The 26,294-nt window shown below is 68.8% G+C and carries 27 protein-coding genes; 16 read left to right on the top strand and 11 right to left on the bottom strand.

The features are described from left to right. The first annotated feature begins 65 nt into the window (after positions 1 to 65). Positions 66 to 1,022 carry a 2-hydroxyacid dehydrogenase gene (locus AC6LJ2_RS26235; RefSeq protein ID WP_498152487.1) on the top strand — a complete coding sequence of 319 codons (957 nt, stop codon included), beginning with the start codon at positions 66 to 68 and terminating at the stop codon, positions 1,020 to 1,022. Positions 1,023 to 1,318: 296 nt separating this feature from the next. Here AC6LJ2_RS26235 and AC6LJ2_RS26230 read toward each other — a convergent pair whose 3' ends face one another. The 3 genes from AC6LJ2_RS26230 to radA form a co-directional block, all read right to left on the bottom strand. Further along, complete coding sequence (locus AC6LJ2_RS26230) at positions 1,319 to 1,555, bottom strand: hypothetical protein (protein WP_263911009.1); 237 nt, start codon at positions 1,553 to 1,555, stop codon at positions 1,319 to 1,321. A gap of 180 nt (positions 1,556 to 1,735) precedes the next feature. Beyond that, positions 1,736 to 2,515 carry a sulfite exporter TauE/SafE family protein gene (locus AC6LJ2_RS26225; RefSeq protein WP_263911011.1) on the bottom strand — a complete coding sequence of 260 codons (780 nt, stop codon included), beginning with the start codon at positions 2,513 to 2,515 and terminating at the stop codon, positions 1,736 to 1,738. Positions 2,516 to 2,527: 12 nt separating this feature from the next. Then, positions 2,528 to 3,889 carry a DNA repair protein RadA gene (radA, locus tag AC6LJ2_RS26220; protein WP_183005111.1) on the bottom strand — a complete coding sequence of 454 codons (1,362 nt, stop codon included), beginning with the start codon at positions 3,887 to 3,889 and terminating at the stop codon, positions 2,528 to 2,530. A gap of 300 nt (positions 3,890 to 4,189) precedes the next feature. Here radA and AC6LJ2_RS26215 point away from each other — a divergent pair, with 300 nt between their 5' ends. Both AC6LJ2_RS26215 and hpaR read left to right on the top strand, forming a co-directional pair. Continuing rightward, the gene (locus tag AC6LJ2_RS26215) at positions 4,190 to 4,843 is read left to right on the top strand and encodes a hypothetical protein (protein WP_263911012.1); all 654 of its coding nucleotides are present in this window, start codon (positions 4,190 to 4,192) and stop codon (positions 4,841 to 4,843) included. 104 nt (positions 4,844 to 4,947) lie between these two features. Further along, complete coding sequence (gene hpaR, locus AC6LJ2_RS26210; protein ID WP_263911013.1) at positions 4,948 to 5,397, top strand: homoprotocatechuate degradation operon regulator HpaR; 450 nt, start codon at positions 4,948 to 4,950, stop codon at positions 5,395 to 5,397. A 77-nt stretch (positions 5,398 to 5,474) separates the two neighbouring features. On the opposite strand, the gene hpaD is transcribed toward hpaR, so the two are convergent. Beyond that, positions 5,475 to 6,326: a 3,4-dihydroxyphenylacetate 2,3-dioxygenase gene (hpaD, locus tag AC6LJ2_RS26205; RefSeq protein WP_263911014.1), complete on the bottom strand. Its 852-nt coding sequence runs from the start codon at positions 6,324 to 6,326 to the stop codon at positions 5,475 to 5,477. Positions 6,327 to 6,354: 28 nt separating this feature from the next. Beyond that, positions 6,355 to 7,821, bottom strand: coding sequence for a 5-carboxymethyl-2-hydroxymuconate semialdehyde dehydrogenase (hpaE, locus tag AC6LJ2_RS26200; RefSeq protein ID WP_263911017.1), 1,467 nt, complete (start codon positions 7,819 to 7,821; stop codon positions 6,355 to 6,357). Positions 7,822 to 8,022: 201 nt separating this feature from the next. On the opposite strand from hpaE, the gene AC6LJ2_RS26195 reads away from it, so the two are divergent. From AC6LJ2_RS26195 to hpaI, 4 genes are read left to right on the top strand one after another with little or no spacing between them, the layout of a single operon-like run. After that, positions 8,023 to 9,075 (top strand): fumarylacetoacetate hydrolase family protein, encoded by a 1,053-nt coding sequence (locus AC6LJ2_RS26195; RefSeq protein WP_498152486.1) that lies wholly within the window; start codon positions 8,023 to 8,025, stop codon positions 9,073 to 9,075. Continuing rightward, on the top strand, positions 9,072 to 9,821 hold the full coding sequence (locus AC6LJ2_RS26190; protein WP_263911020.1) for a fumarylacetoacetate hydrolase family protein: 750 nt from the start codon (positions 9,072 to 9,074) through the stop codon (positions 9,819 to 9,821). Before AC6LJ2_RS26195 ends, AC6LJ2_RS26190 begins: the two co-directional genes overlap by 4 nt. Positions 9,822 to 9,846: 25 nt before the next feature. Then, a complete protein-coding gene (gene hpaH, locus AC6LJ2_RS26185) occupies positions 9,847 to 10,650 on the top strand; it encodes a 2-oxo-hept-4-ene-1,7-dioate hydratase (RefSeq protein WP_263911021.1) in 804 nt (267 codons plus the stop codon). Between the two features lie 14 nt (positions 10,651 to 10,664). Beyond that, the gene (hpaI, locus tag AC6LJ2_RS26180; protein ID WP_498152485.1) at positions 10,665 to 11,465 is read left to right on the top strand and encodes a 4-hydroxy-2-oxoheptanedioate aldolase; all 801 of its coding nucleotides are present in this window, start codon (positions 10,665 to 10,667) and stop codon (positions 11,463 to 11,465) included. A gap of 163 nt (positions 11,466 to 11,628) precedes the next feature. Here hpaI and AC6LJ2_RS26175 read toward each other — a convergent pair whose 3' ends face one another. Together AC6LJ2_RS26175 and alr are read right to left on the bottom strand one after the other, a co-directional pair. Continuing rightward, positions 11,629 to 12,348, bottom strand: coding sequence for an SDR family oxidoreductase (locus AC6LJ2_RS26175; protein ID WP_006396065.1), 720 nt, complete (start codon positions 12,346 to 12,348; stop codon positions 11,629 to 11,631). A 194-nt stretch (positions 12,349 to 12,542) separates the two neighbouring features. Beyond that, positions 12,543 to 13,670, bottom strand: a complete 1,128-nt coding sequence (gene alr, locus AC6LJ2_RS26170) for an alanine racemase (protein ID WP_445656895.1) — start codon at positions 13,668 to 13,670, stop codon at positions 12,543 to 12,545. 125 nt (positions 13,671 to 13,795) lie between these two features. On the opposite strand from alr, the gene hpnC reads away from it, so the two are divergent. Genes hpnC through hpnE form a run of 3 tightly spaced genes read left to right on the top strand, consistent with a single transcriptional unit; the run spans position 13,796 to position 16,831 of the window. Then, on the top strand, positions 13,796 to 14,626 hold the full coding sequence (hpnC, locus tag AC6LJ2_RS26165; protein WP_445656896.1) for a squalene synthase HpnC: 831 nt from the start codon (positions 13,796 to 13,798) through the stop codon (positions 14,624 to 14,626). A 19-nt stretch (positions 14,627 to 14,645) separates the two neighbouring features. After that, positions 14,646 to 15,509 carry a presqualene diphosphate synthase HpnD gene (hpnD, locus tag AC6LJ2_RS26160; RefSeq protein WP_263911028.1) on the top strand — a complete coding sequence of 288 codons (864 nt, stop codon included), beginning with the start codon at positions 14,646 to 14,648 and terminating at the stop codon, positions 15,507 to 15,509. Next, positions 15,506 to 16,831 (top strand): hydroxysqualene dehydroxylase HpnE, encoded by a 1,326-nt coding sequence (gene hpnE / locus AC6LJ2_RS26155; protein ID WP_445656897.1) that lies wholly within the window; start codon positions 15,506 to 15,508, stop codon positions 16,829 to 16,831. The genes hpnD and hpnE overlap by 4 nt, the downstream gene beginning before the upstream one ends. A gap of 76 nt (positions 16,832 to 16,907) precedes the next feature. On the opposite strand, the gene AC6LJ2_RS26150 is transcribed toward hpnE, so the two are convergent. Then, positions 16,908 to 17,300, bottom strand: a complete 393-nt coding sequence (locus tag AC6LJ2_RS26150) for a CrcB family protein (RefSeq protein ID WP_263911031.1) — start codon at positions 17,298 to 17,300, stop codon at positions 16,908 to 16,910. 4 nt (positions 17,301 to 17,304) lie between these two features. Then, entirely contained in the window at positions 17,305 to 17,859 is a 555-nt protein-coding gene (locus tag AC6LJ2_RS26145; RefSeq protein WP_263911032.1) for a DUF308 domain-containing protein, read from the bottom strand. 157 nt (positions 17,860 to 18,016) lie between these two features. Between AC6LJ2_RS26145 and AC6LJ2_RS26140 the strand changes: the two genes are divergently transcribed. Genes AC6LJ2_RS26140 through AC6LJ2_RS26120 form a run of 5 tightly spaced genes read left to right on the top strand, consistent with a single transcriptional unit; the run spans position 18,017 to position 22,478 of the window. Then, a complete protein-coding gene (locus AC6LJ2_RS26140) occupies positions 18,017 to 18,643 on the top strand; it encodes a PepSY-associated TM helix domain-containing protein (protein ID WP_445656899.1) in 627 nt (208 codons plus the stop codon). 27 nt (positions 18,644 to 18,670) lie between these two features. Next, positions 18,671 to 19,186, top strand: a complete 516-nt coding sequence (locus tag AC6LJ2_RS26135; RefSeq protein ID WP_498152484.1) for a DUF2271 domain-containing protein — start codon at positions 18,671 to 18,673, stop codon at positions 19,184 to 19,186. A gap of 32 nt (positions 19,187 to 19,218) precedes the next feature. After that, positions 19,219 to 20,019: a DUF4198 domain-containing protein gene (locus AC6LJ2_RS26130; RefSeq protein WP_445656901.1), complete on the top strand. Its 801-nt coding sequence runs from the start codon at positions 19,219 to 19,221 to the stop codon at positions 20,017 to 20,019. 14 nt (positions 20,020 to 20,033) lie between these two features. After that, positions 20,034 to 21,050 (top strand): FAD:protein FMN transferase, encoded by a 1,017-nt coding sequence (locus AC6LJ2_RS26125; RefSeq protein WP_498152483.1) that lies wholly within the window; start codon positions 20,034 to 20,036, stop codon positions 21,048 to 21,050. 3 nt (positions 21,051 to 21,053) lie between these two features. Next, on the top strand, positions 21,054 to 22,478 hold the full coding sequence (locus AC6LJ2_RS26120; protein ID WP_498152482.1) for a sulfite reductase subunit alpha: 1,425 nt from the start codon (positions 21,054 to 21,056) through the stop codon (positions 22,476 to 22,478). A 96-nt stretch (positions 22,479 to 22,574) separates the two neighbouring features. On the opposite strand, the gene AC6LJ2_RS26115 is transcribed toward AC6LJ2_RS26120, so the two are convergent. Then, the gene (locus tag AC6LJ2_RS26115) at positions 22,575 to 23,534 is read right to left on the bottom strand and encodes a tripartite tricarboxylate transporter substrate binding protein BugE (protein ID WP_263911040.1); all 960 of its coding nucleotides are present in this window, start codon (positions 23,532 to 23,534) and stop codon (positions 22,575 to 22,577) included. A 34-nt stretch (positions 23,535 to 23,568) separates the two neighbouring features. Continuing rightward, entirely contained in the window at positions 23,569 to 25,032 is a 1,464-nt protein-coding gene (locus AC6LJ2_RS26110) for an N-acyl-D-glutamate deacylase (RefSeq protein ID WP_498152481.1), read from the bottom strand. Between the two features lie 169 nt (positions 25,033 to 25,201). On the opposite strand from AC6LJ2_RS26110, the gene AC6LJ2_RS26105 reads away from it, so the two are divergent. Further along, complete coding sequence (locus AC6LJ2_RS26105; RefSeq protein ID WP_498152480.1) at positions 25,202 to 26,170, top strand: LysR family transcriptional regulator; 969 nt, start codon at positions 25,202 to 25,204, stop codon at positions 26,168 to 26,170. The last annotated feature ends 124 nt before the right edge of the window (positions 26,171 to 26,294 follow it).

The raw sequence follows: 26,294 nt of genomic DNA, 5'->3' as shown, positions 1-26,294 counted from the left end.
CTCTCAGCCGGATTCCAGGCAGGATCAAGTAGCATGAACGTTTTGCCACCCTCCCGTACGACAACATGACCACCAAGCATCGCATCATCCAGGTCGGCTCGCTGGCCGGCTCGCCCTCCGCGAACCAGCGCCTTGCGCAGCGCTACGACGTCATCGAACTGTGGAAACAGCCGGACCGCAAGGCCGCGCTGGCCGAGCTGGGCAAGGGCGTGACCGCCGTCGTCACGTCGGCCAACTTCGGCGCCAACGCCGAACTCATCAACGCGCTGCCCGACCTGAAGGCCATCTGCAGCTGGGGTGTGGGCTACGAGACCATCGACGTGGCCGCGGCGCACCAGCGCGGCGTGCAGGTCAGCAACACGCCGGACGTGTTGACCGATTGCGTGGCGGACCTGGCCTGGGGCCTCTTGATCGCCGGTGCGCGCCGCATGGGCCAGGGCGAACGCTTCGTGCGCGCCGGCCAATGGGGCCAGGTGCACGGCAGCATTCCGCTGGGCCAGCGCGTCAGCGGCAAGAAGCTCGGCATCGTCGGCCTGGGCCGCATCGGCGAGGCCATCGCCCGCCGCGGCATCGGCTTTGACATGCAGGTGCGCTATCACAACCGCAGAAAGCGCGACGATATCGACTACGGCTACGCAGCCTCGCTGACCGACCTGGCAGCCTGGGCCGACTTCCTGATCGTGGCCACCGTGGGCGGCCCCAGCACGCGCCACCTGGTCAACCGCGAAGTGCTCGAAGCCCTGGGCCCCAAGGGCATCATCGTCAACATCGCACGCGGCCCGGTCATCGACGAGGCCGCGTTGGTGGCCGCGCTGGAAGCCGGCAAGCTCGGCTGCGCGGCGCTGGACGTGTTCGAACACGAACCCAAGGTGCCCGACGCGCTGATCAAGAGCGACCAGGCCGTGCTGCTGCCGCACATCGGCAGCGCCACGCTGGAAACGCGCCAGTCGATGGAAGACCTGATGCTGGAAAACCTGCAGGCCTACTTCGATACCGGCCGCGTGATCACGCCGGTGGAGTGATGCGGGTGGCGGGCGTCATCGCCTGCCCCACATACCCGACAGGGTCCGCGCGATGCGCGGCGCCCAAACGAAAAAGCCTCTCGGTGCCCATACCGAGAGGCTTTCGGCTTTCAGGCCCGGGGGCCATCCGCCGTTTGCAAAGGAACTTGGACCTTGCGGCCCGGCAATGCGGTACTGCGGTACTGCGATTGAAGATTCACTGCGGTTAGAGAGCTTACTGCGGTTGAAGATTTACTGCGGTTGAAGATTTACTGCGAACTACGGTTACTGAGGTACTGCCTTACTGAGGTACTGCCTTACTTCGCGGGCGCCATGGCACCCGATGCATCCGTCTTGGCAGCGCCCGCCTTGGGCGCCGCCGGCTTGGCGGAGGTCTTGTCGGCCTTGTGCTGCTTGTGCTGCGCGTGGGTCTTGGTATCGCCCGCCTTGGTCGTGGCATCGGCGCCCGCCGCGAACGCCGAAGGCGCGGCAGCAAGGCCAAGGCACAAGGCCGAGGTAGACAAGAACGCAGCGATACGGGAGTGTGTCGTCATTGCATGAACTCCTGATGGTATCGGCCCGAAGGCCTTTCCTACTCGGGGCGGCAACATCGCCGCATGACCCGTACTCCGTTGGAACCCGCCCCCGGCCGAAGGTTCAGCGCGGAACAGGAAATTTTCCGGCGCTAACGCTTCGTCATGAGATGGTGACAAACGCGCAGCGCGCGCCCGCCCTCAGCTTTCAAATGCCAGCAGCGCCACGGTGGCGAACAGCATGGCGGCAAAGCAGGCTCTCAGCTTGCGTTCAGGCAGCCGATAGGCCAGCCGCACGCCCACCGGCACGAACAAGAGGCTGCCGGCAGCCAGCGGCAGGCCCACCAGCCAGGCGGCCTGCCCGGCCCAGGAATAGGTGACCAGCGCCACCGCGGACCCGGGTATCACCATGCACAGGGCCAGCGCCTGGGCGGTGGTCTGCGGCAGGCGAAAGACCGAGGTGATGATGGGCACGGCCAGCACCGCGCCGCCCACGCCGAAAAAACCGCCCAGCGTGCCGCACAGCACGCCCAGCACACTGGCGCGGCGCGGCGTGAACACCGGCGCCGTGCGGCCCGCGGCGGGCTTGGGCGAGCGCGCGGCCACGCCCGCCCGCCAGGTCTGCCAGGCGTAGAACAGCGCGATGAAAAAGAGAAACACCGCGAAGCTCAGGCGCAGCGTGCTGGAATCGATGCCCAGCGCCAGCCGGGCCCCGACCCAGGTGAACACTACCGCGCCCCCGGCCCCGGCCAGCGCCACGCGCCGGTCGATGCGGGTCTGCTGGTTGTATTTGCGCACGGCCATCATGATGGTGGGCAACACCATGATCAGGGCGGTGCCCTGCGCCAGCTGTTGCGACATGCCCATCAGCAGCACCAGCGCGGGGATGGCGATCATGCCCCCGCCGATGCCCAGCACGCCGCCCATGAAGCCGATAAGGCACCCCGCGCCCAGGCACAGGGCGATAAGCCACAGACTCACGTCAAGCTCCTGTCAGCGCAGTTTGTCCAGCGCGGCATCCAGGCGGTCGACCGCCCAGATCTCGAGCCCTTCGATAGGCTGGCGCGGCGCATTGGCCTTGGGAATGAGGGCAATGGAAAAACCCAGCTTGGCGGCTTCGCGCAGGCGTTCCTGGCCGCGCGGTGCCGGACGGATCTCGCCGGCCAGGCCGACTTCGCCGAAGGCGATCAGGCCGCGGGGCAGCGGCCGGTCGCGCAGCGATGACATGATGGCCAGCAACACCGGCAGGTCGGCCGCGGGTTCGGTGATGCGCACCCCGCCCACGGCATTGACGAAGACGTCCTGGTCGAAGGTGGAGACGCCCGCGTGGCGATGCAGCACCGCCAGCAGCATGGCCAGGCGGTTGCCTTCCAGGCCGACGGTCAGGCGGCGGGGATTGGGCGCGTGGGAACTGTCGACCAGCGCCTGGATCTCGACCAGCAGCGGGCGCGTGCCCTCTTGCGTGGCCATGACGCACGAACCGGCCACCTGCTGCTCGTGCTGCGACAGGAACAGGGCCGACGGGTTGGCCACGCCGCGCAGGCCGCGGTCGGTCATGGCGAAGACACCCAGTTCGTTGACGGCGCCGAAACGGTTCTTGAAGGCGCGCACCAGGCGGAAGGACGAATGCGTGTCGCCCTCGAAGTAGAGCACGGTGTCGACGATGTGTTCGAGCACGCGCGGCCCGGCCAGCGCCCCGTCTTTGGTGACGTGGCCGATCATGACGATGGCGATGCCCGTCTGCTTGGCCAGCCGCGTGAGCTGCGCGGCGCATTCGCGCACCTGCGACACGGACCCCGGCGCGGCGGTGAGTTCGCCGCTGTACAGGGTCTGGATCGAGTCGATCACGGCCACGGTGGGCTTTTGCTCGGATACCGCCGCCTGGATGGCTTCAAGGCGGATTTCCGCCAGCAGGTTGATATTGCCGGTCTGCAGGCCCAGCCGGCGCGCGCGCAGCGCCACCTGCTCGGCGGATTCTTCGCCGGTGACATACAGCACGTTGGTGGTTTCAGACAGCGAGGCCAGGGCTTGCAGCAGCAAGGTGGATTTGCCGATGCCCGGGTCGCCGCCGATCAGCACCACGGCGCCGGCCACCAGGCCGCCGCCCAGCACGCGGTCGAATTCTTCCAGCCCGGTAGGCTGGCGAGGGGTTTCGCGGGCCTCGATCTCGGACAGGCTGCGCACCGGGCTGCTGGAAGCCAGCGGCGCGTAGCGGTGCGCGGCGGCGGCGGGCGCCGACGATTCCACGGTTTCTTCGAGGGTGTTCCAGGCATTGCAGTGCGGACACTTGCCTTGCCACTTGGGGGTCGTGCCGCCGCATTCGGCGCACACGTAGACGGTTCGGGATTTGGCCATGGGCGAAAGTGTACCGGCAAGCCCGCCTCGTCGGCCTGCGCGTGCGCACGTTTGCGACACGTTTTGCCCCGCGCTGGTGCACGCACCTTTCAGATTCCTTGCACAATCGGGGACACCGTGAAGTTACAGCCTGCAAATACACGAAATTCACTGGCAGATTTCTTCAAATCGCGCATAATCAACATCTAAACCGGAACACGACCCGAGCCTGGACGAGATCGCCGGACCACCGGCGCGGCACTAGCAGAGGTCAAACGCGAATACGCCCTGCCACCAGGCGTAAGCGCGAGGAGTACGCGCATGAGCATCACCTATCGCCCCCCCTTCGACGAAGACGACGACCTGGATTTGCGCGCCCTGTATCGCAAACCCAGGGCAGGCGGCAGCCCCGAATTGGAAGCGGCCGTGCGCCGCACCTGGCATCCCGGCCGCAGCTGGCATCCCGGCTGGGCGGCGGCCTCGTGCCTGGCGATCGTGGCCGGCGTGTTCGCCTGGACCGACATGCGCGAAAGCGCCGAGATGGCCGACATGAACGCCCAGCTGGCCGTGCCCCACGAAGTCGGCACTGCGGCCGAGCGCGCGCCCGCCCCTCGTCCGATGATGGCTGCGGACACCCCTGCCCCCCAGCCCGCGCCCGCGCCGGCCCAGCGTGCCGCGCAGGCGCCGGCAGACGCGCAGGCCCAACCGGCCGTGCAGATCGCCGCCCCGGCGCCGCAAGCCGCCGAGGCCACCGAGCAAGCCGCCGCCGAGCAACCGGCCGAGGCCGCCACCGCCGAGGTCGTCGCCTTCAGTGAACAGGACATCGAAGCCCGTGTGGCGCATATCCGCAGCCTGATGCAGGACGACCAGCAGGACGAGGCCGTCGCCGCCCTGCGCGAGCTGCAACAAGGCGCCCCCGACCTGACGCTGCCCGACGACCTGCACGAGCTGGCGCAGCAGAACCCCGCTTCCTGACCCCGTTTTTTCCCGCGTTCCGTTTCCCCCAGGCCCGCATTCGTTGCGGGCCTGGACGTTGATACCCTCAAGAAATCGAACGGCTTCTTGCTAACATGGCCGCCATGAGTCCGAGCTTCCACCACCGCAACCTTCCCCATCTGCTGCTTTTTGCGCGCGAAACCCTCATGGCGCATTTCCGGCCGATATTGCACGCCGCGGGCGTGACCGAACAGCAATGGCGGGTGCTGCGCACCCTGAGCGAAGTGGGTTCCATGGAACCCAACCAGATTGCCCGCAGTTGCCAGATCCTGAGCCCCAGCCTGACCCGCATGCTGGCCGGCATGGAAGAACAGGGCCTGATCAAGCGCGTGCGTTCCAACGCCGACCAGCGGCGCCAGGAGATTTCGCTGACCGCCAAGAGCAACAAGCTGATCGACCGGATGCGGCCGCAAGTGGATGCGAAGTACCAGGAAATCGAGGCCCGCATCGGCAAGGAACTGCTCGACCGCCTGTACGCCGACGTCGACGCAATGGTCGAGCTGATCAAGCGTGAGCCCGCGACCGCGGAGTAGCCCCCCGCACGGCCCGGCGCCCGCCTGGCGCATCCGTTGAATCGCCCCGGCGGGGCCGGCGCCCGCCCGGCCCGGGATCAGTCCGGCACGGGCAGGATCGCATTGATCTGCCCGGTGCCCGAACTCGTGAAGTAGTCCGTCACGATCTCGGCCGGGCGGTCGTAGGCATCCCAGCCCAGCAAACCCAGCAGCATGGCGGTGTCGTGCATGCCGCCCTCGCCCACGCACAGCTCGGCGTATTCGGGCAGCATGGCGCAGAAGGTCTTCCAGTCGCCCTGGCGCCACAGCTCCACCACCCGCAGGTCGACCTGGCGGTAGAACTCGCGGCTGATCTGGTGCATGGCGGCTTCGGGGCTGTTGTTGTCGTTGAAGCGATGCGACAACGACCCGCTGGCCAGCACCGCCACCCGGCTGTCGCCCTGCTCGATGGCCTGGCGCAGCGCCGCGCCGAAGCGGCGGCTGTCGTCCAGCGCGTGCCAGGCGCACCAGGCCGCCACCGACACGACCTTGAAGCGGTCGTCGCCATTCATGTAGCGCATCGGCACCAGCGTGCCGTATTCCAGTTCCAGGCTGGCTATTTCGTGGGCGCGCGTGGCCACGCCGGCCGCGCTGGCGCAGTCGGCGATGCGCCGCCCCAGCGCCGGATCGCCCCGGTAGGCGTAGTCCATGTCCTTGATGAAGTGCGGCAGCTCGTTGCTGGTGTAGCAGCCCGAGAAGCGTTCGTTGCAATTGACGTGATAGCCGGCGTTGACCAGCCAGTGCACGTCCAGCACGACCAGCGTATCCACGTCCAGGTCGCGGCAACGTTGGCCAATGCTGCGATGCCCCTGGATGGCGGCCTCGCGGCAGCCGTGATGCCGGCCGGGCATTTCGGATAAGTACATGGACGGCACATGCGTTACCTTGGCCGCCAGCGCGAGCTTGCCCATGGTGTTGTCTCCGGATGCTGAGGGGGGCTCAGGCGCCCCATTTGGGGATGTGGTGGCTGCCCATCGAGACGCAGACGTTCTTGATCTCGGCGAACACCTCGTAGCTGTATTCGCCGCCCTCGCGGCCCGTGCCCGATTCCTTGGTGCCGCCGAACGGCTGGCGCAGGTCGCGCACGTTCTGGCTGTTGATGAACACCATGCCGGCCTCGATGCCGCGCGCCAGGCGGTGGGCGCGGCCGATGTCGCTCGTCCAGATGTACGACGCCAGGCCGTACTTGACGTCGTTGGCCAGCGCCAGGCCGTGGGCCTCGTCCTTGAACGGGATCAGGCAGGCGACCGGGCCGAAGATCTCTTCCTGGGCGCAGCGCATGCGGTTGTCGACGTCGGCCAGCACCGTGGGGCGCACGAAATTGCCGCCCGCCAGGCGCGCGGGCAGGCCCTGCGGGGCGTCGGCGCCGCCGGCCAGGATGCGGGCGCCCTCTTGTTCGGCCAGGCGGATGTAGCCGGTGACCTTTTCCCAGTGCGGGCGCGTGATCATCGCGCCCACGTGCGTGGCCTCGTCGGTGGGGTCGCCCACCACCAGGCGCTGGGCGCGTTCGGCGAAGCGGCGCACGAAGTCGGCGTAGATGGATTCCTGCACGAAGATGCGCGAACCGGCGGTGCAGCGTTCACCGTTGAGCGAGAAGATGGTGAACAAGGCCGCGTCCAGCGCGCGCTCGACATCGGCGTCGTCGAACACCAGCACGGGCGACTTGCCGCCCAGTTCCATCGAGAACTTCTTGATGCCGCCGGCGCTGGTCAGGATCTTCTTGCCGGTGACGGTGCCGCCGGTGAACGAAATGGCGCGCACGCCGGGATGGCGCACCAGCGCGTCGCCGGCGGTCGCGCCATCGCCTTGCACCACGTTCAGCACACCGGGCGGAATGCCGGCTTCCAGCGCCAGCAGGCCCAGCTGGTCGGCGGTCAGCGGCGACAGTTCCGACATCTTCAGCACCGCGGTATTGCCCAGCGCCAGGCAGGGCGCGGTCTTCCAGGTGGCGGTCATGAAGGGCACGTTCCAGGGCGACACCAGCGCGCACACGCCCACCGGCTGGTAGAGCGTGTAGTTCAGCATCTGGTCGTCCACCGGATAGGTGTGGCCATTCATGCGCGTGCAGACTTCGGCAAAGAAGGTGAAGTTCTCGGACGCGCGCGGGATGAGCTGCTTGCGGGTCTGCGAGATCGGCAGGCCGGTGTCGCGGGTTTCCAGCTCGGCCAGATGCGGCACGTTGCGGTCGATCAGTTCGCCCAGCCGGCGCATCAACCGCGCGCGTTCCTTGGCGGGCGTGCCGGCCCACTTGGGAAAGGCGTCGGCGGCGGCCGCGACGGCGGCGTCGATTTCCGCCTGGCCGCCCGCGGCGACTTCGTCGATGGCCTCGCCCGTGGCGGGGTCGTAGGTGATGAAGCGGTCGGCGCTGTCGACCTGCTTGCCGTTGATCCAGTGCTTGATGCTCACGCGTGTCTCCTTGTCGGCCGTTGAGGGCCGGATCTTCGGCCCGCCGAATATTTAGTTAACTCGTTAACTTTATGCCCGGGAAATTGCCGCTGTCAACGGCGGAAAACCCCTTGCGGCCCGCATTGCCGCCCACGGGCTTTTTCACTATGATAATTAACATGCTAACAATATCTGCCGGAGGGGGCTTGTCCCACGCCTGCCATGCCACACATCTGGATTGAGTATTCCGCCAATCTCGACCTGGACACCCGTGCGCTGATGCGCGTGGTGCAGGACGCGGCCGTGGGCGACGGCAGCCTGTACCCGCTGGCCGGCGCCCGCACCCGCGCCGTGCGGGTGGATGACTACCTGATCGTGGACGGCCACCCCGACAACGCGTTCGTGCACGTGCTGCTGCGCATCGGCCACGGCCGCAGCGCCGCGCAGCAGGCGGCGCTGGGCGAACGCGTGTTCCAGGCGCTGGACCGCGCCCTGGCCGCGGAAATGGCGCGCCGGCCGCTGGGCATTTCGCTGCAGGTCGAAGAGGCCGACCCGGTGCTGAACTACAAGCGCAACAACTATCGCGAGTACCTGACCGATCGCGCGGCGGCGGCCCGCGCCGCCCTGCCGCGCACGGTGGTCGGCGTAGCGCTGAACAGCCGCCAGGCCCTGGCCGCGCTGGGCGAGGCCGTCCACGCGCCGCCCTACAAGGCGCCGCCGCAGGCGCCGGTGCTGTACATCAAGCCCGCCAACACCTATGCCGCCGATGGCGACGTGATCATGCTGCCGCCGGATGTGCCCGAGATATCGATCGGCGCCTGCCTGGGCATCGTCTTTGGCCGCCGCGCCACCCGCGTGCGCGAAGCCGACGCCCTGGATTACGTGGCCGGATACCGCGTGGTGGCCGACCTGTCGGCGCCGCACGCCAGCTACTTCCGGCCCGCCCTCAAGCAGCAGTGCCGCGACGGCTTCTGCCCCATGGGCCGCGATCTTGCGCCCGCAGCGGCGGTGACGGACCCGGACGCGCTGGAAATCGAAGTGCGCGTCGACGGCGAAGTGGTACAGCGCGCGACGACGGCCGATCGGGTTCGGCCGGTCGCGCGGTTGATTGCCGACGTCACCGCGTTCATGCGTTTCGAACCCGGCGACATCCTGCTCACCGGCATCCCCGCCGAGCCGCCGCGCGCCCGCGCCGGGCAGCGCTACGACATCCGCATCGCCCAGGTGGGCACCCTGGGCAACGCCCTGGCCGACGCATCCCGGAACCCGCCATGAAACACGCACGCATCGTCTTTGAAGGCGCCATCCACGCCGCCACCGAAGCCGGCCCCGGCCAGGTGCGCCTGGCCGACGGCCGCTGCCTGGCGGAAGACGCCGTCACCTGGCTGCCGCCCGTCGAACCGCGCACCACCTTCACGCTGGCCATCAACTACGCCGACCACGCGCGGGAACTGGCGTTCAAGGCGCCGGACGAACCGCTGGGTTTCCTGAAGGCGGCCAACACATTCGTCGGCCACCGCGCGCAGACGCTGCGCCCGGCCGACGTGGCCTTCATGCACTACGAGTGCGAACTGGCGGTCGTGATAGGCAAGACCGCCCGCAACGTCGCACGCGGCCAGGCCTACGACTACGTGGCGGGCTATACCGTGGCCAACGACTACGCGCTGCGCGACTACCTGGAAAACTGGTACCGCCCGAACCTGCGCGTGAAAAGCCGCGACACCTGCACGCCGCTGGGGCCCTGGCTGGTGGACCGCGACGACGTGCCCGACCCGATGAACCTGGACCTGCGCACCACCGTCAACGGCCTCGAAACCCAGCGCGGCAATACCCGCGACATGGTGTTCGACATTCCCGCCCTGATCGAATACTTCAGCAGTTTCATGACGCTATCGCCCGGGGACCTGATCCTGACGGGCACGCCCGACGGCATCGTCAACGTCAACCCCGGCGACGAAGTCGTGACCGAGATCGACGGCATCGGCCGGCTCGTGAACACGCTGGCCCCCTACCCCGCCTGACACTCCTTTTATCCGGACCTTCGCCATGCTCGACTCCCCCACCGTACACGCCATTGCCGCCCGCCTGCACGAGGCTGAACGCACCCGCCAGCAGATCCGCCAGATCTCGCTGGAGCACCCCGACATCACCATCGCCGATGCCTACGCCATCCAGCGCGCCTGGATGGACATCAAGCTGGGCGAAGGCCGCATCAAGCGCGGCCACAAGATCGGCCTGACCTCGCGCGCCATGCAGCAGGCCTCGCAGATCGACGAGCCCGATTTCGGCATGCTGCTGGACGATATGTTCTTTGCCGACGGCAGCGACATTCCCGCAGGCCGCTTCATCCTGCCGCGCCTGGAAGTGGAACTGGCCTTCGTGCTGGGCAAGCCGCTGCGCGGGCCCGACGTGACCTTGTTCCAGGTGTACGACGCGGTGGACTACGTGATTCCGGCGCTGGAGATCATCGATGCGCGCTCGCACAGCATCGACCCCGACAGCAAGCGGCCGCGCAAGGTGTTCGACACCATCGCCGACAATGCCGCCAACGCGGGCGTGGTGATGGGCGGACGGCCCGTGAAGATGAACGAGCTGGACCTGCGCTGGGTCGGCGCGATCCTGTCGCGCAACGCGGTGATCGAGGAAACCGGCGTGGCCGCCGGCGTCTTGAATCACCCCGCCAATGGCGTAGTATGGCTGGCTAACAAGCTGGCCGCCCACGACGTGGCGCTGGAAGCAGGCGAGATCATCCTGTCGGGGTCGTTCACCCGCCCGGTGCTGGCCCGCCCCGGCGATACCTTCAATGTCGATTACGGCGTGCTGGGTTCCGTCAACTGCCACTTCATCTGATCCCCACGCAGCCCATGGATATCCTGACCAACCACTTCAAGCGCGCCCTGCGCGCCGGCAAACCCCAGATCGGCCTGTGGGCCGGGCTGGCCAGCGCCTATACGTCTGAAATCTGTGCCGGCGCCGGCTTCGACTGGCTGCTGATCGACGGCGAACACGCCCCCAACACGCTGCAGACCACGCTGGCCCAGCTGCAATCGGTGGCCGCCTATCCGGTGGCGCCGGTGGTGCGGCCGGCCTGGAACGACCCGGTGCAGATCAAGCAGATCCTGGACACCGGCGCGCAGACCCTGCTGGTGCCCATGGTGCAGTCGGCCGAAGAAGCCGCGGCCGCCGTGGCCGCGGTGCGCTACCCGCCGGCCGGCATCCGCGGCGTAGGCAGCGCGCTGGCCCGGTCGTCGCGCTGGAACCGCATTCCCGATTATCTCGAACGCGCCAACGACGAAATGTGCGTGCTGGTACAGATCGAGACGCCGCGCGGCATCGACGCGCTGGACGAGATCCTGGCGGTGGATGGGGTCGACGGCGCCTTCATCGGCCCGGCCGACCTGTCGGCCAGCATGGGTTACCTGGGCAAGCCCGAGCACCCCGAAGTCACCCAGGTCATCGACGCGGCCATCGCCCGCATCGTCAAGTCGGGCAAGTCCGCCGGCATCCTGCATAGCGGCGTGCCGCAGGCGCGCCATTACCTGTCGCTGGGCGCGACCTTCGTGGCGGTGGGGGTGGATGCCGTGCTGCTCGCGCGCGCCGCGGAAAAGCTGGCGGGCGAATTCAAGAACGTGAAGACGGTGGACGCGGCCAACGGGCCGTATTGAAGCCTTGGGGGACGATGGCGCCCCGGCCTTGACGCGCGCCCCGAGATTACCCAGCTTCGGCCGCCACGCCCCGGTCATCACACCCCAACGAAAACCGGCCCGCTTGCAGCGGGCCGGTCTGTCTTGCAGGGTGCAGATACGATCCGCGCCCGCTAGCGTCAGGTCAGGAGCGGCCGCCCAGGCTGCCGCCGCCATCCACGCCCAGCACCTGGCCGGTGATGAAGCCGGCGTCGTCCGACAGCAGGAAGGCGATGGCGGCGGCCACTTCGGCCGGCGTGCCCAGGCGCTTCATGGGTACCGAGGCCAAGGCGCGTTTTTCGCCTTCGCTGCCCGCCGGGCGGGTGGCGCGGAACATTTCGGTTTCGATCGGGCCCGGGGCCACCGCGTTGGCGGTGACGCCGTATTCGGCCAGTTCGAGCGCCCAGGTACGGGTGCAGCCCACCAGCGCGCTCTTGGCGGCCGAATAGGCGGTGCGTTCGAGGCCGCCATGGATGGCACGGCTACAGACGTTGACGATGCGGCCGGCGCGGCGCACTTTCATCGATTCGATGAAGGCCTGCGTGACCTGCACGGCCACGCGCACGTTCAGGTCCAGCACGTTGTACAGGGTGGCCAGGTCGATTTCGCCCAGCGGCTGGGGCGAGGCGATGCCGACGTTGTTGACGACGGCATCGACGGGGAATTTCTCGCGGATTTCGCGCAGCACCTCTTCGGTGCGGCCGGCATCGGCGAGGTCACAGGCATAGAGGTAGCCGGGGAAGTCCACATCGCCGGTATTGCGCGCGATGCCGACCACATGACAACCCATGTCGGACAGCCGCTGAGTAAGCGCCCAGCCTATGCCTTTGGTGGCGCCCGTAATGAGCACGCATTTGTCCTTCATGGATCGAAACCTCGTTGATTGTTTACTGGGTCGAAAACGGGCGCCTGGGCGCCCGGTTTTTTCAAGTAGACACCATCCGGCGGTGGCTGTCTTGTAAATTGCGTAGCAATTCTTGCACGCTGGACACCATCCCGCCCTGGGGAAAGGCCCCCCATCCGAGGGCAACCGGAAGGGGGACATCCCCCCTGAATGGCTCAGGCGTCGCGGGTGACCGGCACGCGAGGCGCCAGGGCGCAGAGCAGCTCGTAGCCGATGGTGCCCGCGGCCAGGGCGACTTCGTCCACCGAGGGGCCGTCTTCGCCCCACAGCGACACCGGGGTGCCGACGCCTGCGGCGGGAATGGGGTCCAGATCGACGATCAGCATGTCCATCGACACCCGGCCCACCAGGCGGGTACGGATGCCGGCCACGGCCACCGGGGTGCCGGTGGCGGCGTGGCGGGGGTAGCCGTCGGCGTAGCCGCAGGCCACGATGCCGACCCGCATGGCGCGGTCGGCCCGGAACAGCGCGCCGTAGCCGACCGAGTCGCCGGCCTTCAGTTCCTGCACGGCAATGATTTCCGAGCGCAGCGACATGGCGGGCTTCAGGCCGAACGAGGCCGCGTCGGCATCGGCGAACGGCGACGCGCCGTACAGGCAGATGCCGGGGCGGACCCAGTGGGCCTGGTTTTCCGAGGCCACGGCGATGTCGGCGAAACGCAGGGTGGCCGCCGAATTGCAGACGCTGACCGGTCCGGGCAACTTATGCGTCACCGAATTGAAGACCGCCATTTGCTCGCTGACGCCCTGGGGGCCGTCGGCGCAGGCGAAGTGGGTCATTTTGCCGATCGAGCCGACCGTGCCCTGCTGCTGCAGCAACTGGGCGCGTTCGTGCGCGGCCAGGTAGGCGGCCGGCGAAAAGCCCAGCCGGTTCATGCCGCTGTTGAGCTTGAGCATGATGTCGACCCGGCGCGACAGCCGCGCCCGCGCCAGCATGTCGAGCTGTTCGCGCTGGTGCACGGTGGTGCTCAGGTGGTAGCGGTCGACGAGGTCGAGGTCGGACGGGTTGAAGAAACCTTCGAGCAGCAGGATCGGGCCGCCCCAGCCGGCTTCGCGGCAGCGCACGGCTTCGTCCAGGTCGAGCATGGCCAGGCCCTGCGCCTTGGAGAAGCCGGCGACGGCCTGCTCGATGCCGTGGCCGTAGGCATTGGCCTTGATGACCGCCCAGATCGAGGGCGGCAGGCCCGAAGCGGCGGCGGCGGTCTGGTCGAGGTGGCGGCGCACGGCGGCCAGGTTGTGCGCCAGGGCAGAGACGGAAACGGTGGCAGAGACTGGGCGGGGCATGGTATGAGATCCTGTGGCGCTTAAGTCTAACTGATCGGCGTGGCACCAGCAGCAGGATCGCGCCGCCCGGCGTACTCTAAAATGACTCGGATCCGGCCCGCCCTGGCCAGACCGCAGGACCCCATATGCCCATCGATCACTACGAGAATTTCCCCGTTGCCTCGCTGCTGCTGCCGCGACGGCTGCGCGGCGCCGTGACCGATCTGTACCGGTTTGCCCGCGCCGCCGACGACATTGCCGACGAAGGCAGCGCCGACGACGCCGAACGCCTGGCCCAGCTGGCGGCGTTTCGCGCCGAACTGCACCGCATCGGCGCCGAACCCGGCACCGTGCCCGCCCCCGGCGCGCCCGAATTGGCCAGCATCTTCGTGCCGCTGGCGGCCACCATTGCCCGGCACCAGTTGCCCATCACCCCTTTCTACGACCTCTTGTCCGCCTTCGAGCAGGACATCAGCGTCAAGCGCTACGACGATTACGCCACCCTGGCCGACTACTGCACCCGCTCGGCCAATCCGGTGGGCCGCCTGATGCTGCATCTGTTCGGCGCGGCCGAGCCGCAGAACGTCGAACAGTCGGACGCCATCTGCACCGGCTTGCAGCAAGTGAACTTCTGGCAGGATGTGCGGGTCGATTGGCACAAGCACCGCGTCTATATTCCGCAGGAAGACCTGCGCCGCTTCGGCGTGTCCGAAGAAGACCTCGCCGCGGCCCGCCTGACGCCCGCCTGGCGCGAGCTGATGGCGTTCGAGATCGAGCGCACGCGCGCGCTGCTACACTTCGGCGCTCCGCTGGCGCGCCGCCTGCCGGGCCGCATCGGCCTGGAACTGCGCCTGGTGGTGCAAGGCGGCCTGCGCGTGCTGGAGCGTATCGAGGCAGGCGGCTACGATGTATTCATGAATCGCCCCGAATTGGGCGCCAAAGACTGGGCCATCATGTTGTGGCGCTCTATCAAGTAAGTAACCGGCCCTGCCAACTATGACCCCTGACGAGTACTGCCAGGAGAAAGCCGCCAAAAGCGGTTCCAGCTTCTACTATTCCTTCCTGTTCCTGCCGCCCGAACGGCGCCGCGCCATCACGGCGCTGTATGCGTATTGCCGCGAAGTCGACGACGTGGTGGACGAATGCACCGACCCGTCGCTGGCGCGCATCAAGCTGGCCTGGTGGCGCACGCAGGTCGACCAGATGTTCGACGGCAAGCCCGACCATCCCGTGACCCGCGCGCTGCAGCCGCACCTGCAAAGCTGTTCGATCACCCGCGAACGCCTGCTGGCCATCGTCGACGGCATGGAAATGGACCTGGACCAGACCCGCTACCTGGACTGGCCCGGCCTGCGCAAGTACTGCTGGCATGCGGCCGGCGTGGTGGGCGAGCTGTCGGCCGGCGTGTTCGGCTATACCGATCCGGCCACGCTGGTCTATGCCGAAAAGCTGGGCCTGGCGTTCCAGATGACCAACATCATCCGCGACGTGGGCGACGACGCCCGCCGCGGTCGCATCTACATTCCGGTCAACGACATGCAGCAGTTCGAGGTCAAGGCCTCGGACATCCTGAATGGCGAGTATTCCGAGCGCTTCTCGGCCCTGATGAAGTTCCAGGCCGACCGCGCCCGCGAGCTGTACCGCGACGCCATGCGCAGCCTGCCCGAGACCGACCGGCGCGCACAGCGCCCCGGCCTGATGATGGCGGCGATCTACCACGCGCTGCTCGACGAGATCGAACGCGACAACTGGCAGGTGCTGCATCAGCGCATTTCGCTGACGCCCCTGCGCAAGCTCTGGCTGGCCTGGAAGACCTGGGTGGGCGGCGGACGTGGACTGGTCCGCCGGTTGGCACGATGAAGGCCGCAGTCATCGGCGCCGGCTGGGCCGGGCTGGCCGCCAGCGTCGCCCTGCGCGAGGCCGGCGCCAAGGTCACGGTCTTTGAGGCCGGCCACACGCCCGGCGGGCGCGCCCGGCGCGTCTTTCACGACGCTTTCGACTCCCCCCTGGACAATGGCCAGCACCTGCTGTCGGGCGCCTACAAGCACACGCTGGCGCTGATGCGCCGGGTGGGCCGCAACCCCGATGCGCTGCTGATGCGCCGGCCCCTGCGGCTGGCCAGCCTGGACGGCCGCTTCCGGCTGTCGGCCCCGCGCCTGCCGGCCCCCCTGCACATGGCGGTGGCGATCCTGCGCGCCCGCGGCCTGTCGTGGGGCGATCGCCTGGCCACGCTGCGGCTGATGCGCGGCCTGCGCGCGATGTCCTGGACGCCCCCGCGCGACTGGACCGTGCAGCAACTGCTGCACTATCACGCGCAGTCCGACGCGCTGATCCGCCAGGTCTGGGAACCCCTTTGCCTGGCCGCCCTGAACACGCCGCTGGCCACCGCCAGCGCCGTGCTGTTTGCCCGCGTGCTGCGCGACAGCCTGGCCGGCCGCCGCGAAGACAGCGACCTGCTGCTGCCCTGCACCGACCTGTCGGCGCTGTGGCCCGACGCCGCCGCGCGCCTGGTCACCATGCGCTACGGCAGCACGGTGCGCCAGTTGCACCCGTCGGCGGACGGCATCGACATCAACCAGGAACGCTTTGATGCGGCCGTGCTGGCCGTGCCGCCGACCTTTGCCGCGCGCCTGCTCGACGCGCCGCTGCGGGCGGCCGGCGCGACCGGCTTGCTGGATGCGCTGCGCGCCTTCGACTACCTGCCGATCGCCACGCTCAACTTGCGGCTGGCCGAGCCCTGGCGCCTGCCTGAACCCATGATGATGCTGCGCGAGGAACGCGCGCGCGGCCACGTCGGCCAATGGCTGTTCGATCGCGCCCAATTGGCGGGCGACGCGCAGGTGGGCGAACTGGCGGTGGTGGCCAGCGCCGCCACCACGCTGACCGATCGCAACCGCCAGCAGGCCATCGAAGCGCTGATCGACCAGGTGGCCGAGCAGGCCGCGGGCCACCCGCAACGGCTGCCGCCGATGCCGGAAGTGTCGTCCGCGGAACTGTTCATCGAAAAGCGCGCCACCTTCGCCGCGGTGCCGGGCCTGCATCGGCCGCTGAACACCACGCCGTGGCCCACGCTGGCCCTGGCTGGCGACTGGACCGACACCGGCTACCCCGGCGTGCTGGAAGGCGCGGTGCGCAGCGGCCTGGAAGCGGCGCGGGTGCTCAATCCGCGCGCGGGCGACTGAGCTTGTCCGCCCCGGGCCGTCGCCGCGTGCGGCGGCGCCCGCCGCGCCGGCCTGCGTCGGGCCCGACGCGGCGACTTCAACGCAGCAGATTGACCGTGGCCAGCCCCAGGCCCGTCAACAGCAAGGATCCCAACAGGCTGAAGCCGGCATAGCCGAGCGCGCCGGCATAGGCGCCACGCTCCAGCATGGCAACGGTTTCGGCCGAGAAAGTCGAAAACGTGGTCAGGCCGCCCATGAATCCGGTGATGGCGCCCAGCCGCACCCAGGCCGGCCATTCCGGGTGGCCGGCCACCAGTGCCAGCGCCACCCCCACCAGATACCCCCCCGCCAGATTGACCGCCAGCGTGCCCCAGGGCCAGGACGCGGTGTTGAGCCACAGGCTGGCCAGCCAGCGGGCCCATGCGCCGAGCATGGCCCCCACGCCGACGGCCAGGAAATTCAGGGGGATCAGGGTCTGGTAGACGGACATGGGCTCAAGGGGCGCGGTGCTGCTTCAGGCGCAGGGAAAAGACCAGCAGCAGTATGCCAAAGAACACCGCATAGATGCCGATGACCCATACCAGCGCCAGCGCGCCCGCCCCCGGTTGCGCGATCAGCATGGCGCCGAACAGGATCGAAACCAGCCCCGACAGGCCCAGGAACCACTCGTTGTGGATGTCCTTGCGAAAGCGGATCGCGGCAATGACCTGGAACACCCCCGCCACCAGCGCCCATATCGCGATGATGTAAAGCAGCACCAGCGCGGTCAGGCCAGGCCACAGGAAGGTCACGATGCCGGCCGCGACGCCCAGCAGGCCGACGATGATCAGCGCCCACAACGGCTTGCCCTGGTCGCGGATGCGGATGCCCGCGACCAGCGCCAGCACCCCATCGACCAGCGCGAATGCGCCCCACACCAGCACCAGCGCCGACAGGGTGATGGCGGGCATGAACAGGGCCATCAGGCCGAACAGGATGGCGATCCCCCCGCGCAGCGCGACCCAACCCCAATGACGACCGATCTGATCAACCACTTGCTGTTCCAGCATGACGACCTCCGGTGGTGGTAACGGGTGCCCTATCTTATCGCCGCGCGGGGAAATGGGTCCGAAATCGATTGAAATCGCTTCGCACGTTAATAAAGTGTTTTATAAGAGTAATTCTCATTTGAATGCTAGAATCCGGCCCTTGAATTTTGCCCACCTCATGGACAGTCACGCATCCCCCCGGCGCCGGGCCTACTGGCTCAAGACGCTGCACCAATGGCATTGGATCAGCTCGGCGCTCTGCCTGCTGGGCATGCTGCTGTTCGCCATCACCGGCCTGACGCTGAACAACGCCTCGCACATCGAATCGAAGGCGGTCGTGACCAGCCGCGAAGCCCGTCTGCCCGACGCCCTGCTGGCGCAGTTGACCCTTCCGGCCAATCAGAAGAAAGCCCCCCTGCCCGCCCCCGTCACCCAATGGCTGGACGCGGAACTGGACGCCGGGGCGGCAGGCAAGCCCGCGGAATGGTCGGCCGGCGAAGTCTACGTATCGCTGCCGCGCGCTGGCGGCGATGCCTGGCTGTCGATCGACCGGGCCAGCGGCGATGTCGAATACGAACGCACCGACCGCGGCTGGATCGCCTACCTGAACGACCTGCACAAGGGCCGCAACACGGGGCTGGCCTGGAGCTGGTTCCTGGACATTTTCGCCATTGCCTGTCTGGTCTTTTCGCTGACCGGGCTGGTGCTGCTCAAGATGCACGCGGGCAATCGCGGCGCGACCTGGCCCATGGTCGGGCTGGGCGTCGTGATCCCGCTGGTGCTGGCGCTGCTCTTCATTCACTGATTCATCCGATCCGCCCTGGAGATTTCCATGCGCAAGTTGTTGCTGTCGGCCCTGTTGGCCGGCCTGATCGCCCGAACGGCCCACGCCGCCGACATCGGCCTGTCCATCGAAGTGCCGCGCCTGGACGTGGCCGAATACCACCGCCCGTACGTCGCCATCTGGATCGAGAACCCCGACCAGAGCGTGGCGGCCGACCTGGCCGTCTGGTACGACGTGGCCAAGAAGAACAACGAAGGCACCGAATGGCTCAAGGACATGCGCCAGTGGTGGCGCCGCAGCGGCCGCAACCAGACCTTTCCCGTGGACGGCGTAAGCGGCGCGACCAAGCCCGCCGGCAAGCACGCCCTGCGCTTTGACGCGGCGTCCAGGCCGCTGGCCGGCCTGAAGCCGGGCCAGTACGCCGTGGTGGTCGAGGCCGCGCGCGAAGTCGGCGGCCGCGAGCTGCTGCGCATTCCCTTCCAGTGGCCGCCGCAAAAGGCCGAGCAACTGACGGCCCGCGGCGAACACGAACTGGGCGCCATCGCCCTGGACCTGAAACCTTGATCCGCCCCCATCCCTGCAAAAGGAACGCAACCATGAAATCCGCCGCCAAACTGGCCGCCGCCCTGGCGCTGAGCCTGCCCTTCGCCGCCCAGGCCCATGACGTCTGGATGGTGCCGTCGTCGACCGTGCTGTCGGGCACCGACAGCTGGATCACCGTGGATGCCGCGGTGGGCAACGACAAGTTCTACTTCAACCACGCGCCGCTGCGCCTGGACGGCCTGGCCGTGGTGGCCCCGGACGGCTCGGCCGCCGAAGCCGAGAACCTGAATCGCGGCAAGCTGCGCAGCACCTTCGACCTGCAGCTCAAGCAGGCCGGCACCTACCGCATCGCAGTGGTGAACGACGGCGTATTCGCCCGCTGGAAAGAAGACGGCAAGCCCAAGCGCTACTTCGGCAAGCCGGAAGGCCTGGCCCAGGCCGTGCCGGCCAACGCCGCCGACCTGGAAGTGACGCAAAGCCTGGGCCGCGTCGAAACCTTCGTCACGGCCGGCAAGCCCTCGGCCATCAAGCCGGTGGGCCGCGGCCTGGAACTGGCCCCTGCAACCCACCCCAACGACCTGTTCACCGGCGAATCGGCCAACTTCCAGCTGCTGCTGGACGGCAAGCCCGCCGCCGACCTGGACGTGACCATCGTGCCGGGCGGCAGCCGCTACCGCGACAAGGTCGGCGAGATCGCCCTGAAGACCGACAAGGACGGCAAGTTCTCGGTCAAGTGGCCGCAGCCGGGCCTGTACTGGATCGAAGCCGGCACCGAAGACGCCAAGGTCAGCGTGCCGCAGGCCAAGAAGCGCCGCCTGTCGTACGCCGGCACCGTCGAAGTGCTGCAGCCCTGATCCCGGGCGCGTCGATGTCGTCCGTTCCGTCCTATGCGCCGCGTGGCGCAGCCGCCCTGCAGGTTCGCGTCGACCTGGGCGTGCTGCCCCGGCGCGCGGCCGCACTGGCGGGCGCGACCATGGGCACCACCTGGTCGGCGCGGCTGGCGCTGCCCGCCGGCGCGACGGACGCGGCCGCGCGGCAGGCCATCCAGGCCGCGCTGGACGAGGTCGTGGCCCAGATGAGCACCTGGGAAGCGGACGCCGACATCAGCCGGTACAACCGCGCCGGCCCCGGCTGGCGCGAACTGCCCGCCGGGTTCTTCCATGTGCTGCGCCATGCGCTGGCGCTGGCCGAGGACTGCGGCGGCGCCTATGACCCGACGGTGGGGCCGCTGGTCAACGCCTGGGGCTTCGGGCCGTGGCAGCGGGCCTTCGAGCCGCCCTCGCCCGCGGCCATCGACGCGGCCCGCCAGCGCTGCGGCTGGCAACGGGTGCTGCTGGATCCGGCGCGCCAGGCCGCCTGGCAACCGGGCGGCGTCTACCTGGACCTGTCATCGATTGCCAAGGGCTATGGCGTGGACCGCGCCGCCCAGGCGCTGGATGCGCTGGGCATCACCGACTACCTGGTGGAGGTGGGCGGCGAACTGCGCGCCCGCGGCAAGCGCCCCGACGGTGCGCCGTGGCGCGTGGCGGTGGAAGTGCCGGACGGCAGCGATGACCACGCACTGGCGTTGCCGCTGCACGACCTGAGCATCGCCACGTCGGGCGACTACCGCCGCCATGCCGGCGACGGCGATGCCCGCTATGCCCACACGATCGATCCGCGCAGCGGCCAGCCGGTGCGCAATGGCGTGGCGTCGGTCACCGTGCTGCACGCCGGCTGCATGCAGGCCGACGCGCTGGCCACGGCGCTGACGGTGCTGGGCGAACGCGAGGGCCTGGCCTATGCCGAACGCCTCGGCCTGGCCGCCCTGTTCATCCTGCGCGAGGCCGGCGGCTATCGCATCAGCGCCACCGCCACCTTCCAGGCGCTGGCCGTACAGCACTGATCCATGACGCTACGCTGGATGACCGCCGCGTGCGTGGTGCTGGCCTGGCTGCTGCTGTGCGGCTGGGCCTGGCGCCGCGGGCAACGGCAGGCCCAGGCCGCGGCCACGCGGCACGGGCTGGATGCGCCGGCCCACCCCGACACCCTGCTCATCGCCTACGCCAGCCAGACCGGCTATGCCGAGGCGCTGGCGGGCCAGACCGCCGACGCCTTGCGCAGCGGCGGCCTGGCCGTACAGGTCGTGCCGCTGGGACAGTTGGATCTTGCCCGGTTGGCAAGCTACCGCCGCATCCTGTTCATTGCCAGCACCTACGGCGAAGGCGATCCGCCGGACGCGGCGGCCGGGTTCGCGGAACACGCCATGCACGGCGCGCACGACCACCTGACGCGCCCTGACGCGGCGGCAGTCCCTGAGCCTGTGCTGCCGCCCGCCGCCGCGCTGGCCGGCGTGCAATACGCCGTGCTGGCGCTGGGCGACAGCGACTACGCGCACTTCTGCGGCTTCGGTCATCGGCTGGATGATTGGCTGCACGACCAGGGCGCCACGCCGCTGTTCGACCTCGTCGAGGTCGACGATGGCGACCCGGCCGCGCTGCGGCACTGGCAGCATCACCTGGGTCTCCTGGCCGGCCGCAGCGACCTGCCCGATTGGCAGGCCCCCGCCTATCAATCGTGGCGCCTGGCGCACCGCGAGTGTCTCAACCCCGGCAGCCAGGGCGGCCCCTGCTATCTGCTGACGCTGACGCCGCCCGACGGCGAAGCGCCCGTCTGGCAGGCCGGCGACATCGCTGAAATCGGCCCGCGCCAGGAACGCGGCGGGCCGCTGCTGCCGCACCGTGAATACTCGATTGCGTCATTGCCTGCCGAGGGCGCGCTGCAATTGCTGGTGCGCCAGATGCGCGCCGCCGATGGCGGGCTGGGCCTGGGCAGCGGCTGGCTGACCCATATCGCGCAGCCGGGCGACGAGATCGCCCTGCGGGTACGCAGCAATCGCAATTTCCATGCGCCGGACGATGATCGGCCGCTGATCCTGATCGGCAACGGCACGGGCCTGGCGGGCCTGCGGGCGCTGATCAAGGCGCGCCGCGCCGCGGGGCACACGCGCAACTGGCTGCTGTTCGGCGAACGCAATGCGGCGCACGACGCCTTTTGCAAAGCCGAGATCGACGCCTGGCGCCAGGACGGCACGCTGGCCCGCGTGGACGCGGTGTATTCGCGCGACCAGGCCGAACGCCGTTATGTGCAGCACGGCCTGCAGGACGCGGCACGGCAAGTGGCGGCGTGGGTGGACGATGGCGCCGCCGTCTATGTCTGCGGCAGCCTGCAAGGCATGGCTGGCGGCGTGGATGCGGCCTTGCGCCAGATCCTGGGCGAGGACAGGGTGCAGGCGATGCTGCACGATGGCCGCTACCGGCGCGACGTGTATTGAATCGGGGGCATGGCGCCCCGGCATCAGGCGCCTTGCATCCCGCGCCGGCAACGCCGCCCGGGCCGTTCACGCCAAGGCAACGCCGCCCCGCTTCCTTTATTGCAGCTTGATCTGCGCCTTGTCGATCACCGCTTTCCAGCGGTCGCGCTCGGTGCGGATCTGCTCGGCGAATTGCGCCGGCGTGTTGCCCAGCGGGAACGCGCCGGTCTCTTCCATCTTGGCCGCCGTGGCGGGGTCGCGCACGGCCTGGGCAAAGGCCTGCGCCAGCTTGTCGCGCACCGCGTCGGGCAGGCCGGCCGGGCCCACCACGCCGTACCAGGCGGTGACGTCGTAGTCCTTGTACCCCTGCTCGGCAAAGGTGGGCACGTCCGGCAGGCGCGGATTGCGGGCCGGGCCCGTGATGGCCAGCGCGCGCAGGTGCTGGCTCTTGATGTACGGCAGCGACGACGGGAAGTTGTCGAAGATGACCGGCACCACGCCGCCCACCGTGTCGGTCAGCGCAGGCGCCGAGCCGCGATACGAAATGCTGTTCATCTTGCCGCCGGTGATCTGCAGGAACCAGATCATGCCCAGGTCATTGATGCCGCCCGCGCCGGCATTGGCGTAGCCGTCCTTGGACGGGTTGGCGCGCACGTGCGTGACGAATTCGGCCAGCGTCTTGGCCGGGTACTGCGGATTGACGCTGAGGATATTGGGGCTGGTGACCAGGTTGCTGACCGGGGTGAAATCCTTGACCGGGTCATACGACAGGTTGGGAAACAGGTGCGGCGCGGTGCCGTGGGTGCTGACGGTGGCCAGGCCCACGGTGTAGCCGTCCGGCTTGGCGCGCGCGGTGGCGGCCATGCCGATGGTGCCCGATGCCCCGGTGCGGTTTTCCACCACGATCTGCTGGCCCAGGATTTCGCCCGCCTTGGCCGCGGCCAGGCGGCCGACGATGTCGGTGGGCCCGCCGGCCGGGAATGGCACGATCAGGGTGATGGGCCGGTCGGGAAATTCAGCGTGGGCGGCCGGCAATACGGCGGCCAGCGCCAGGGCGACGCAAGTCTTGCGGATCATGAGGCTTGTCTCCTGTGAGGATGGGTTCTGCTTGTTATTGCGGAAAATCGGGATCGGTCGCTACGGCTTCGCGGCGCAGTATCCGGCCGGGGCGCTGGGCACCGGCCAGGGCCGGAAACACCGGGCAGCCATTGACCAGCACGTGCTCGATGCCGGCGGATGCGAGCGTGGGCGCGTCCCAGGTGGCGCGGTCCTCGACCGTGTCGGCATCGAACACCACCACGTCGGCCCAGGCGCCCACGGTCAGGCGGCCCCGGTCGGCGAGGCCGAACACGCGAGCCGGCAGCGCGGTCATCTTGGCCACCGCGGCTTCCAGCGTCAGCAGTTCGGCTTCCCGGACGAAGCGCCCCAGCACGCGCGTGAAGCTGCCCCATAGCCGCGGATGCGGGTGGGCGTCGTTGGGCAGGCCGTCGGACCCGACCATGCAGCGATCGTGCAGGAAGATGCGGCGCACTTCAGCGTCGTCCATGGCGAAATAGATGGCGCCGGCCGGGCACAGGCGGCGTGCGGCCTCGGCGCGGTCGCAGCCCCATTGCGTGGCGATCTCGCCCAGCATCCGGCCGCCGCATTCGGGATGCGGGGTCGACCAGGTGATGCGGATATCGTCGATGAGATCGGCGCGCTCCGGAATCAGGATGGTGGAACTGCCCGGGTACGGGTAGATGTCCAGGGCCACGTCCACCCCGTCGGCGCGGGCGCGGTCGATGTTGGCCAGCGTGGCGCGGCTTTTGCCCCAGTTGTCCGGCATCATGCATTTGTGGTGCGACAGCACCGTGGCGCAGCCCGTGCGCCGGCCGATCGACAGCACCTCGTCGACCGCTTCCTCGACCGCATCGCCTTCGTTGCGGATGTGGCTGGTGTGCAGCGCGCCGCGCGCCGCCGCCACCTGCGCCAGCCCGTCCAGTTCGGCTTGCCCCGCAACCCCGCCCGGCTGATAGGCCAGGCCCGTACTGAAGCCGACCGCGCCGGCGTCCAGCGCCTGGGCCAGCCTCTGCTGCATGGCCTGCTGTTCCGCCTCGGTGGGCTGCGCCGCCGGGTCGCGCATGACCGCCAGGCGCAGGTTGGCGTGGCCCACCAGCGCCGCGACGTTGATCATCGGCTGCTGCACCTGCAACGCGGCCAGGTATTCGGCCATGTCGCCGAACAGCGGCGTTTCGCCCAGCAAGGCCAGCGCGGCCGCGGTGTTGCCGGGCAGCGGCGCGGGGGCGCCGCTGATGCCGCAGTTGCCCACCACCACCGACGTGATGCCCTGGCTGGTCTTCCATTCCAGGCCCGGCTTTTCGACGAACATCAGGTCGTCGTGGCCGTGGGTGTCGATGAAGCCCGGCGCCACGATCTTGCCGGCGGCATCGATGCGTCGCGCGGCGGGCGTGGCCGACAGATCGCCAATGGCGGCGATGCGCTGCGCGCGGATGCCGACGTCGGCGCGCCGGCGCGGTCCGCCCAGCCCGTCGATCACCCAGCCGCCTTCGATGACCAGATCCAGATTGTCCTGCATGCCGCTCCGCCTTGATGTGGGCCTGCCGGCCGCTTGTTGCGCCAAGGGCCGTCCTGAGAACGGACCTTGCTGAAGGCCTTTGCTGAAGGCGCTTGCTGAAGGCCCTAGTATCGTCGGCGCGATCAATCTGGAAAAATTGTTTTTATTGATCCATCTATCGTGATTTGAAATGCATCGCCTGCCCAAGCATGTCACCCTCAAGCACCTGACCGCCTTTGTGGCGGTGGCGCAGGAATCCAGTTTCACGCACGCGGCCAAGCGGCTGTTCCAGACGCAGTCGTCGGTGACCAGCCTGGTGCGGCAGCTGGAAGAGGCGCTGGGCACGCAGCTGTTCGCCCGCACCAGCCGGCGCGTGCTGCTGACGGCGGCAGGCGAGGAATTCCTGCCACGCGTGATGCGGTTGCTGGCCGACTTCGACGGCGCCATCGGCGACGTGGTGCGCTTTGGCGCGCTGGAACGCGGCCGCGTGGGCGTGGCGGCGGCGCCATCGGCCATCACCCAGATCATCGCGCCGGCGGCGGCCGCATTCGCGGCGCAATACCCCGCCATCCGGCTATATCTCAGCGACGACAACTCGGGCCGCATCCAGCGCAAGGTGGCCACGCGCGAGGTCGACTTCGGCCTGACCAGCCGCTGGGCCGATGCGCCGGGGCTGCACTTCGACTCCCTGCTCGATGATCGCTTCGGCGTGCTGTATCGGCGCGACGATGCCGACCTGCGCCCGGGCCGCGACGGCACGATGCGCTGGGCGGACCTGGCCGGCCGCAAACTGGTGGGGGTGGTGGACGAGACCGGCATCATGGCGCTGCTGCGGGCCCGCGCCGACCTGCCGATCGAGGCCGCGGCGCCGTTCTACGAAGCGTCCAGCACCACGTCGCAGGCGGCGCTGGTGAAGGCCGGCATGGGGGTGGCGGTGCTGCCCGCGCTGGCGGCGCAGCGCGTGATGGAACCGGAACTGGCCTACGCGCTGCTGGCGCGGCCGACGGTGGTGCGCACGATGTGCATCATCCGCCACAAGGAATACCCGCTGAGCCCGGCGGCCGAGGCGCTGATCCTGGGTATCCGCACGTACCTGCGGACGGCAGCGCTGCCTGCGGGGTGCAAGCTGGCCGCGGGTGCAGGGCGCAAGCGCGGCTAGCGGGGGCGCGGCGGCCGGCCGCTTGGGGGGCGCCCGGCCGGGTGCCGGGGCCTGTCCTTCATCACATCTTCGCGTTCGCGGCGACACAGGCGTCGGGTGAACTATGGTGTGGGCTGTGTCATAT

Source organism: Achromobacter sp. 1014246743 (genome assembly GCF_059760725.1).
The sequence above is the reverse complement of the archived record's forward strand: the minus strand, read 5'-3'. Positions and strand labels throughout refer to the sequence as shown.

Bases quoted from the DNA above. Each gene is read 5' to 3' on its own strand.
- AC6LJ2_RS26235 (WP_498152487.1), top strand. From the start codon at position 66: ATGACCACCAAGCATCGCATCATCCAGGTCGGCTCGCTGGCCGGCTCG.
- AC6LJ2_RS26230 (WP_263911009.1), bottom strand. From the start codon at position 1,555: ATGACGACACACTCCCGTATCGCTGCGTTCTTGTCTACCTCGGCCTTG.
- radA (WP_183005111.1), bottom strand. From the start codon at position 3,889: ATGGCCAAATCCCGAACCGTCTACGTGTGCGCCGAATGCGGCGGCACG.
- AC6LJ2_RS26215 (WP_263911012.1), top strand. From the start codon at position 4,190: ATGAGCATCACCTATCGCCCCCCCTTCGACGAAGACGACGACCTGGAT.
- hpaR (WP_263911013.1), top strand. From the start codon at position 4,948: ATGAGTCCGAGCTTCCACCACCGCAACCTTCCCCATCTGCTGCTTTTT.
- hpaD (WP_263911014.1), bottom strand. From the start codon at position 6,326: ATGGGCAAGCTCGCGCTGGCGGCCAAGGTAACGCATGTGCCGTCCATG.
- AC6LJ2_RS26195 (WP_498152486.1), top strand. From the start codon at position 8,023: ATGCCACACATCTGGATTGAGTATTCCGCCAATCTCGACCTGGACACC.
- AC6LJ2_RS26190 (WP_263911020.1), top strand. From the start codon at position 9,072: ATGAAACACGCACGCATCGTCTTTGAAGGCGCCATCCACGCCGCCACC.
- hpaH (WP_263911021.1), top strand. From the start codon at position 9,847: ATGCTCGACTCCCCCACCGTACACGCCATTGCCGCCCGCCTGCACGAG.
- hpaI (WP_498152485.1), top strand. From the start codon at position 10,665: ATGGATATCCTGACCAACCACTTCAAGCGCGCCCTGCGCGCCGGCAAA.
- AC6LJ2_RS26175 (WP_006396065.1), bottom strand. From the start codon at position 12,348: ATGAAGGACAAATGCGTGCTCATTACGGGCGCCACCAAAGGCATAGGC.
- alr (WP_445656895.1), bottom strand. From the start codon at position 13,670: ATGCCCCGCCCAGTCTCTGCCACCGTTTCCGTCTCTGCCCTGGCGCAC.
- hpnC (WP_445656896.1), top strand. From the start codon at position 13,796: ATGCCCATCGATCACTACGAGAATTTCCCCGTTGCCTCGCTGCTGCTG.
- hpnD (WP_263911028.1), top strand. From the start codon at position 14,646: ATGACCCCTGACGAGTACTGCCAGGAGAAAGCCGCCAAAAGCGGTTCC.
- hpnE (WP_445656897.1), top strand. From the start codon at position 15,506: ATGAAGGCCGCAGTCATCGGCGCCGGCTGGGCCGGGCTGGCCGCCAGC.
- AC6LJ2_RS26150 (WP_263911031.1), bottom strand. From the start codon at position 17,300: ATGTCCGTCTACCAGACCCTGATCCCCCTGAATTTCCTGGCCGTCGGC.
- AC6LJ2_RS26145 (WP_263911032.1), bottom strand. From the start codon at position 17,859: ATGCTGGAACAGCAAGTGGTTGATCAGATCGGTCGTCATTGGGGTTGG.
- AC6LJ2_RS26140 (WP_445656899.1), top strand. From the start codon at position 18,017: ATGGACAGTCACGCATCCCCCCGGCGCCGGGCCTACTGGCTCAAGACG.
- AC6LJ2_RS26135 (WP_498152484.1), top strand. From the start codon at position 18,671: ATGCGCAAGTTGTTGCTGTCGGCCCTGTTGGCCGGCCTGATCGCCCGA.
- AC6LJ2_RS26130 (WP_445656901.1), top strand. From the start codon at position 19,219: ATGAAATCCGCCGCCAAACTGGCCGCCGCCCTGGCGCTGAGCCTGCCC.
- AC6LJ2_RS26125 (WP_498152483.1), top strand. From the start codon at position 20,034: ATGTCGTCCGTTCCGTCCTATGCGCCGCGTGGCGCAGCCGCCCTGCAG.
- AC6LJ2_RS26120 (WP_498152482.1), top strand. From the start codon at position 21,054: ATGACGCTACGCTGGATGACCGCCGCGTGCGTGGTGCTGGCCTGGCTG.
- AC6LJ2_RS26115 (WP_263911040.1), bottom strand. From the start codon at position 23,534: ATGATCCGCAAGACTTGCGTCGCCCTGGCGCTGGCCGCCGTATTGCCG.
- AC6LJ2_RS26110 (WP_498152481.1), bottom strand. From the start codon at position 25,032: ATGCAGGACAATCTGGATCTGGTCATCGAAGGCGGCTGGGTGATCGAC.
- AC6LJ2_RS26105 (WP_498152480.1), top strand. From the start codon at position 25,202: ATGCATCGCCTGCCCAAGCATGTCACCCTCAAGCACCTGACCGCCTTT.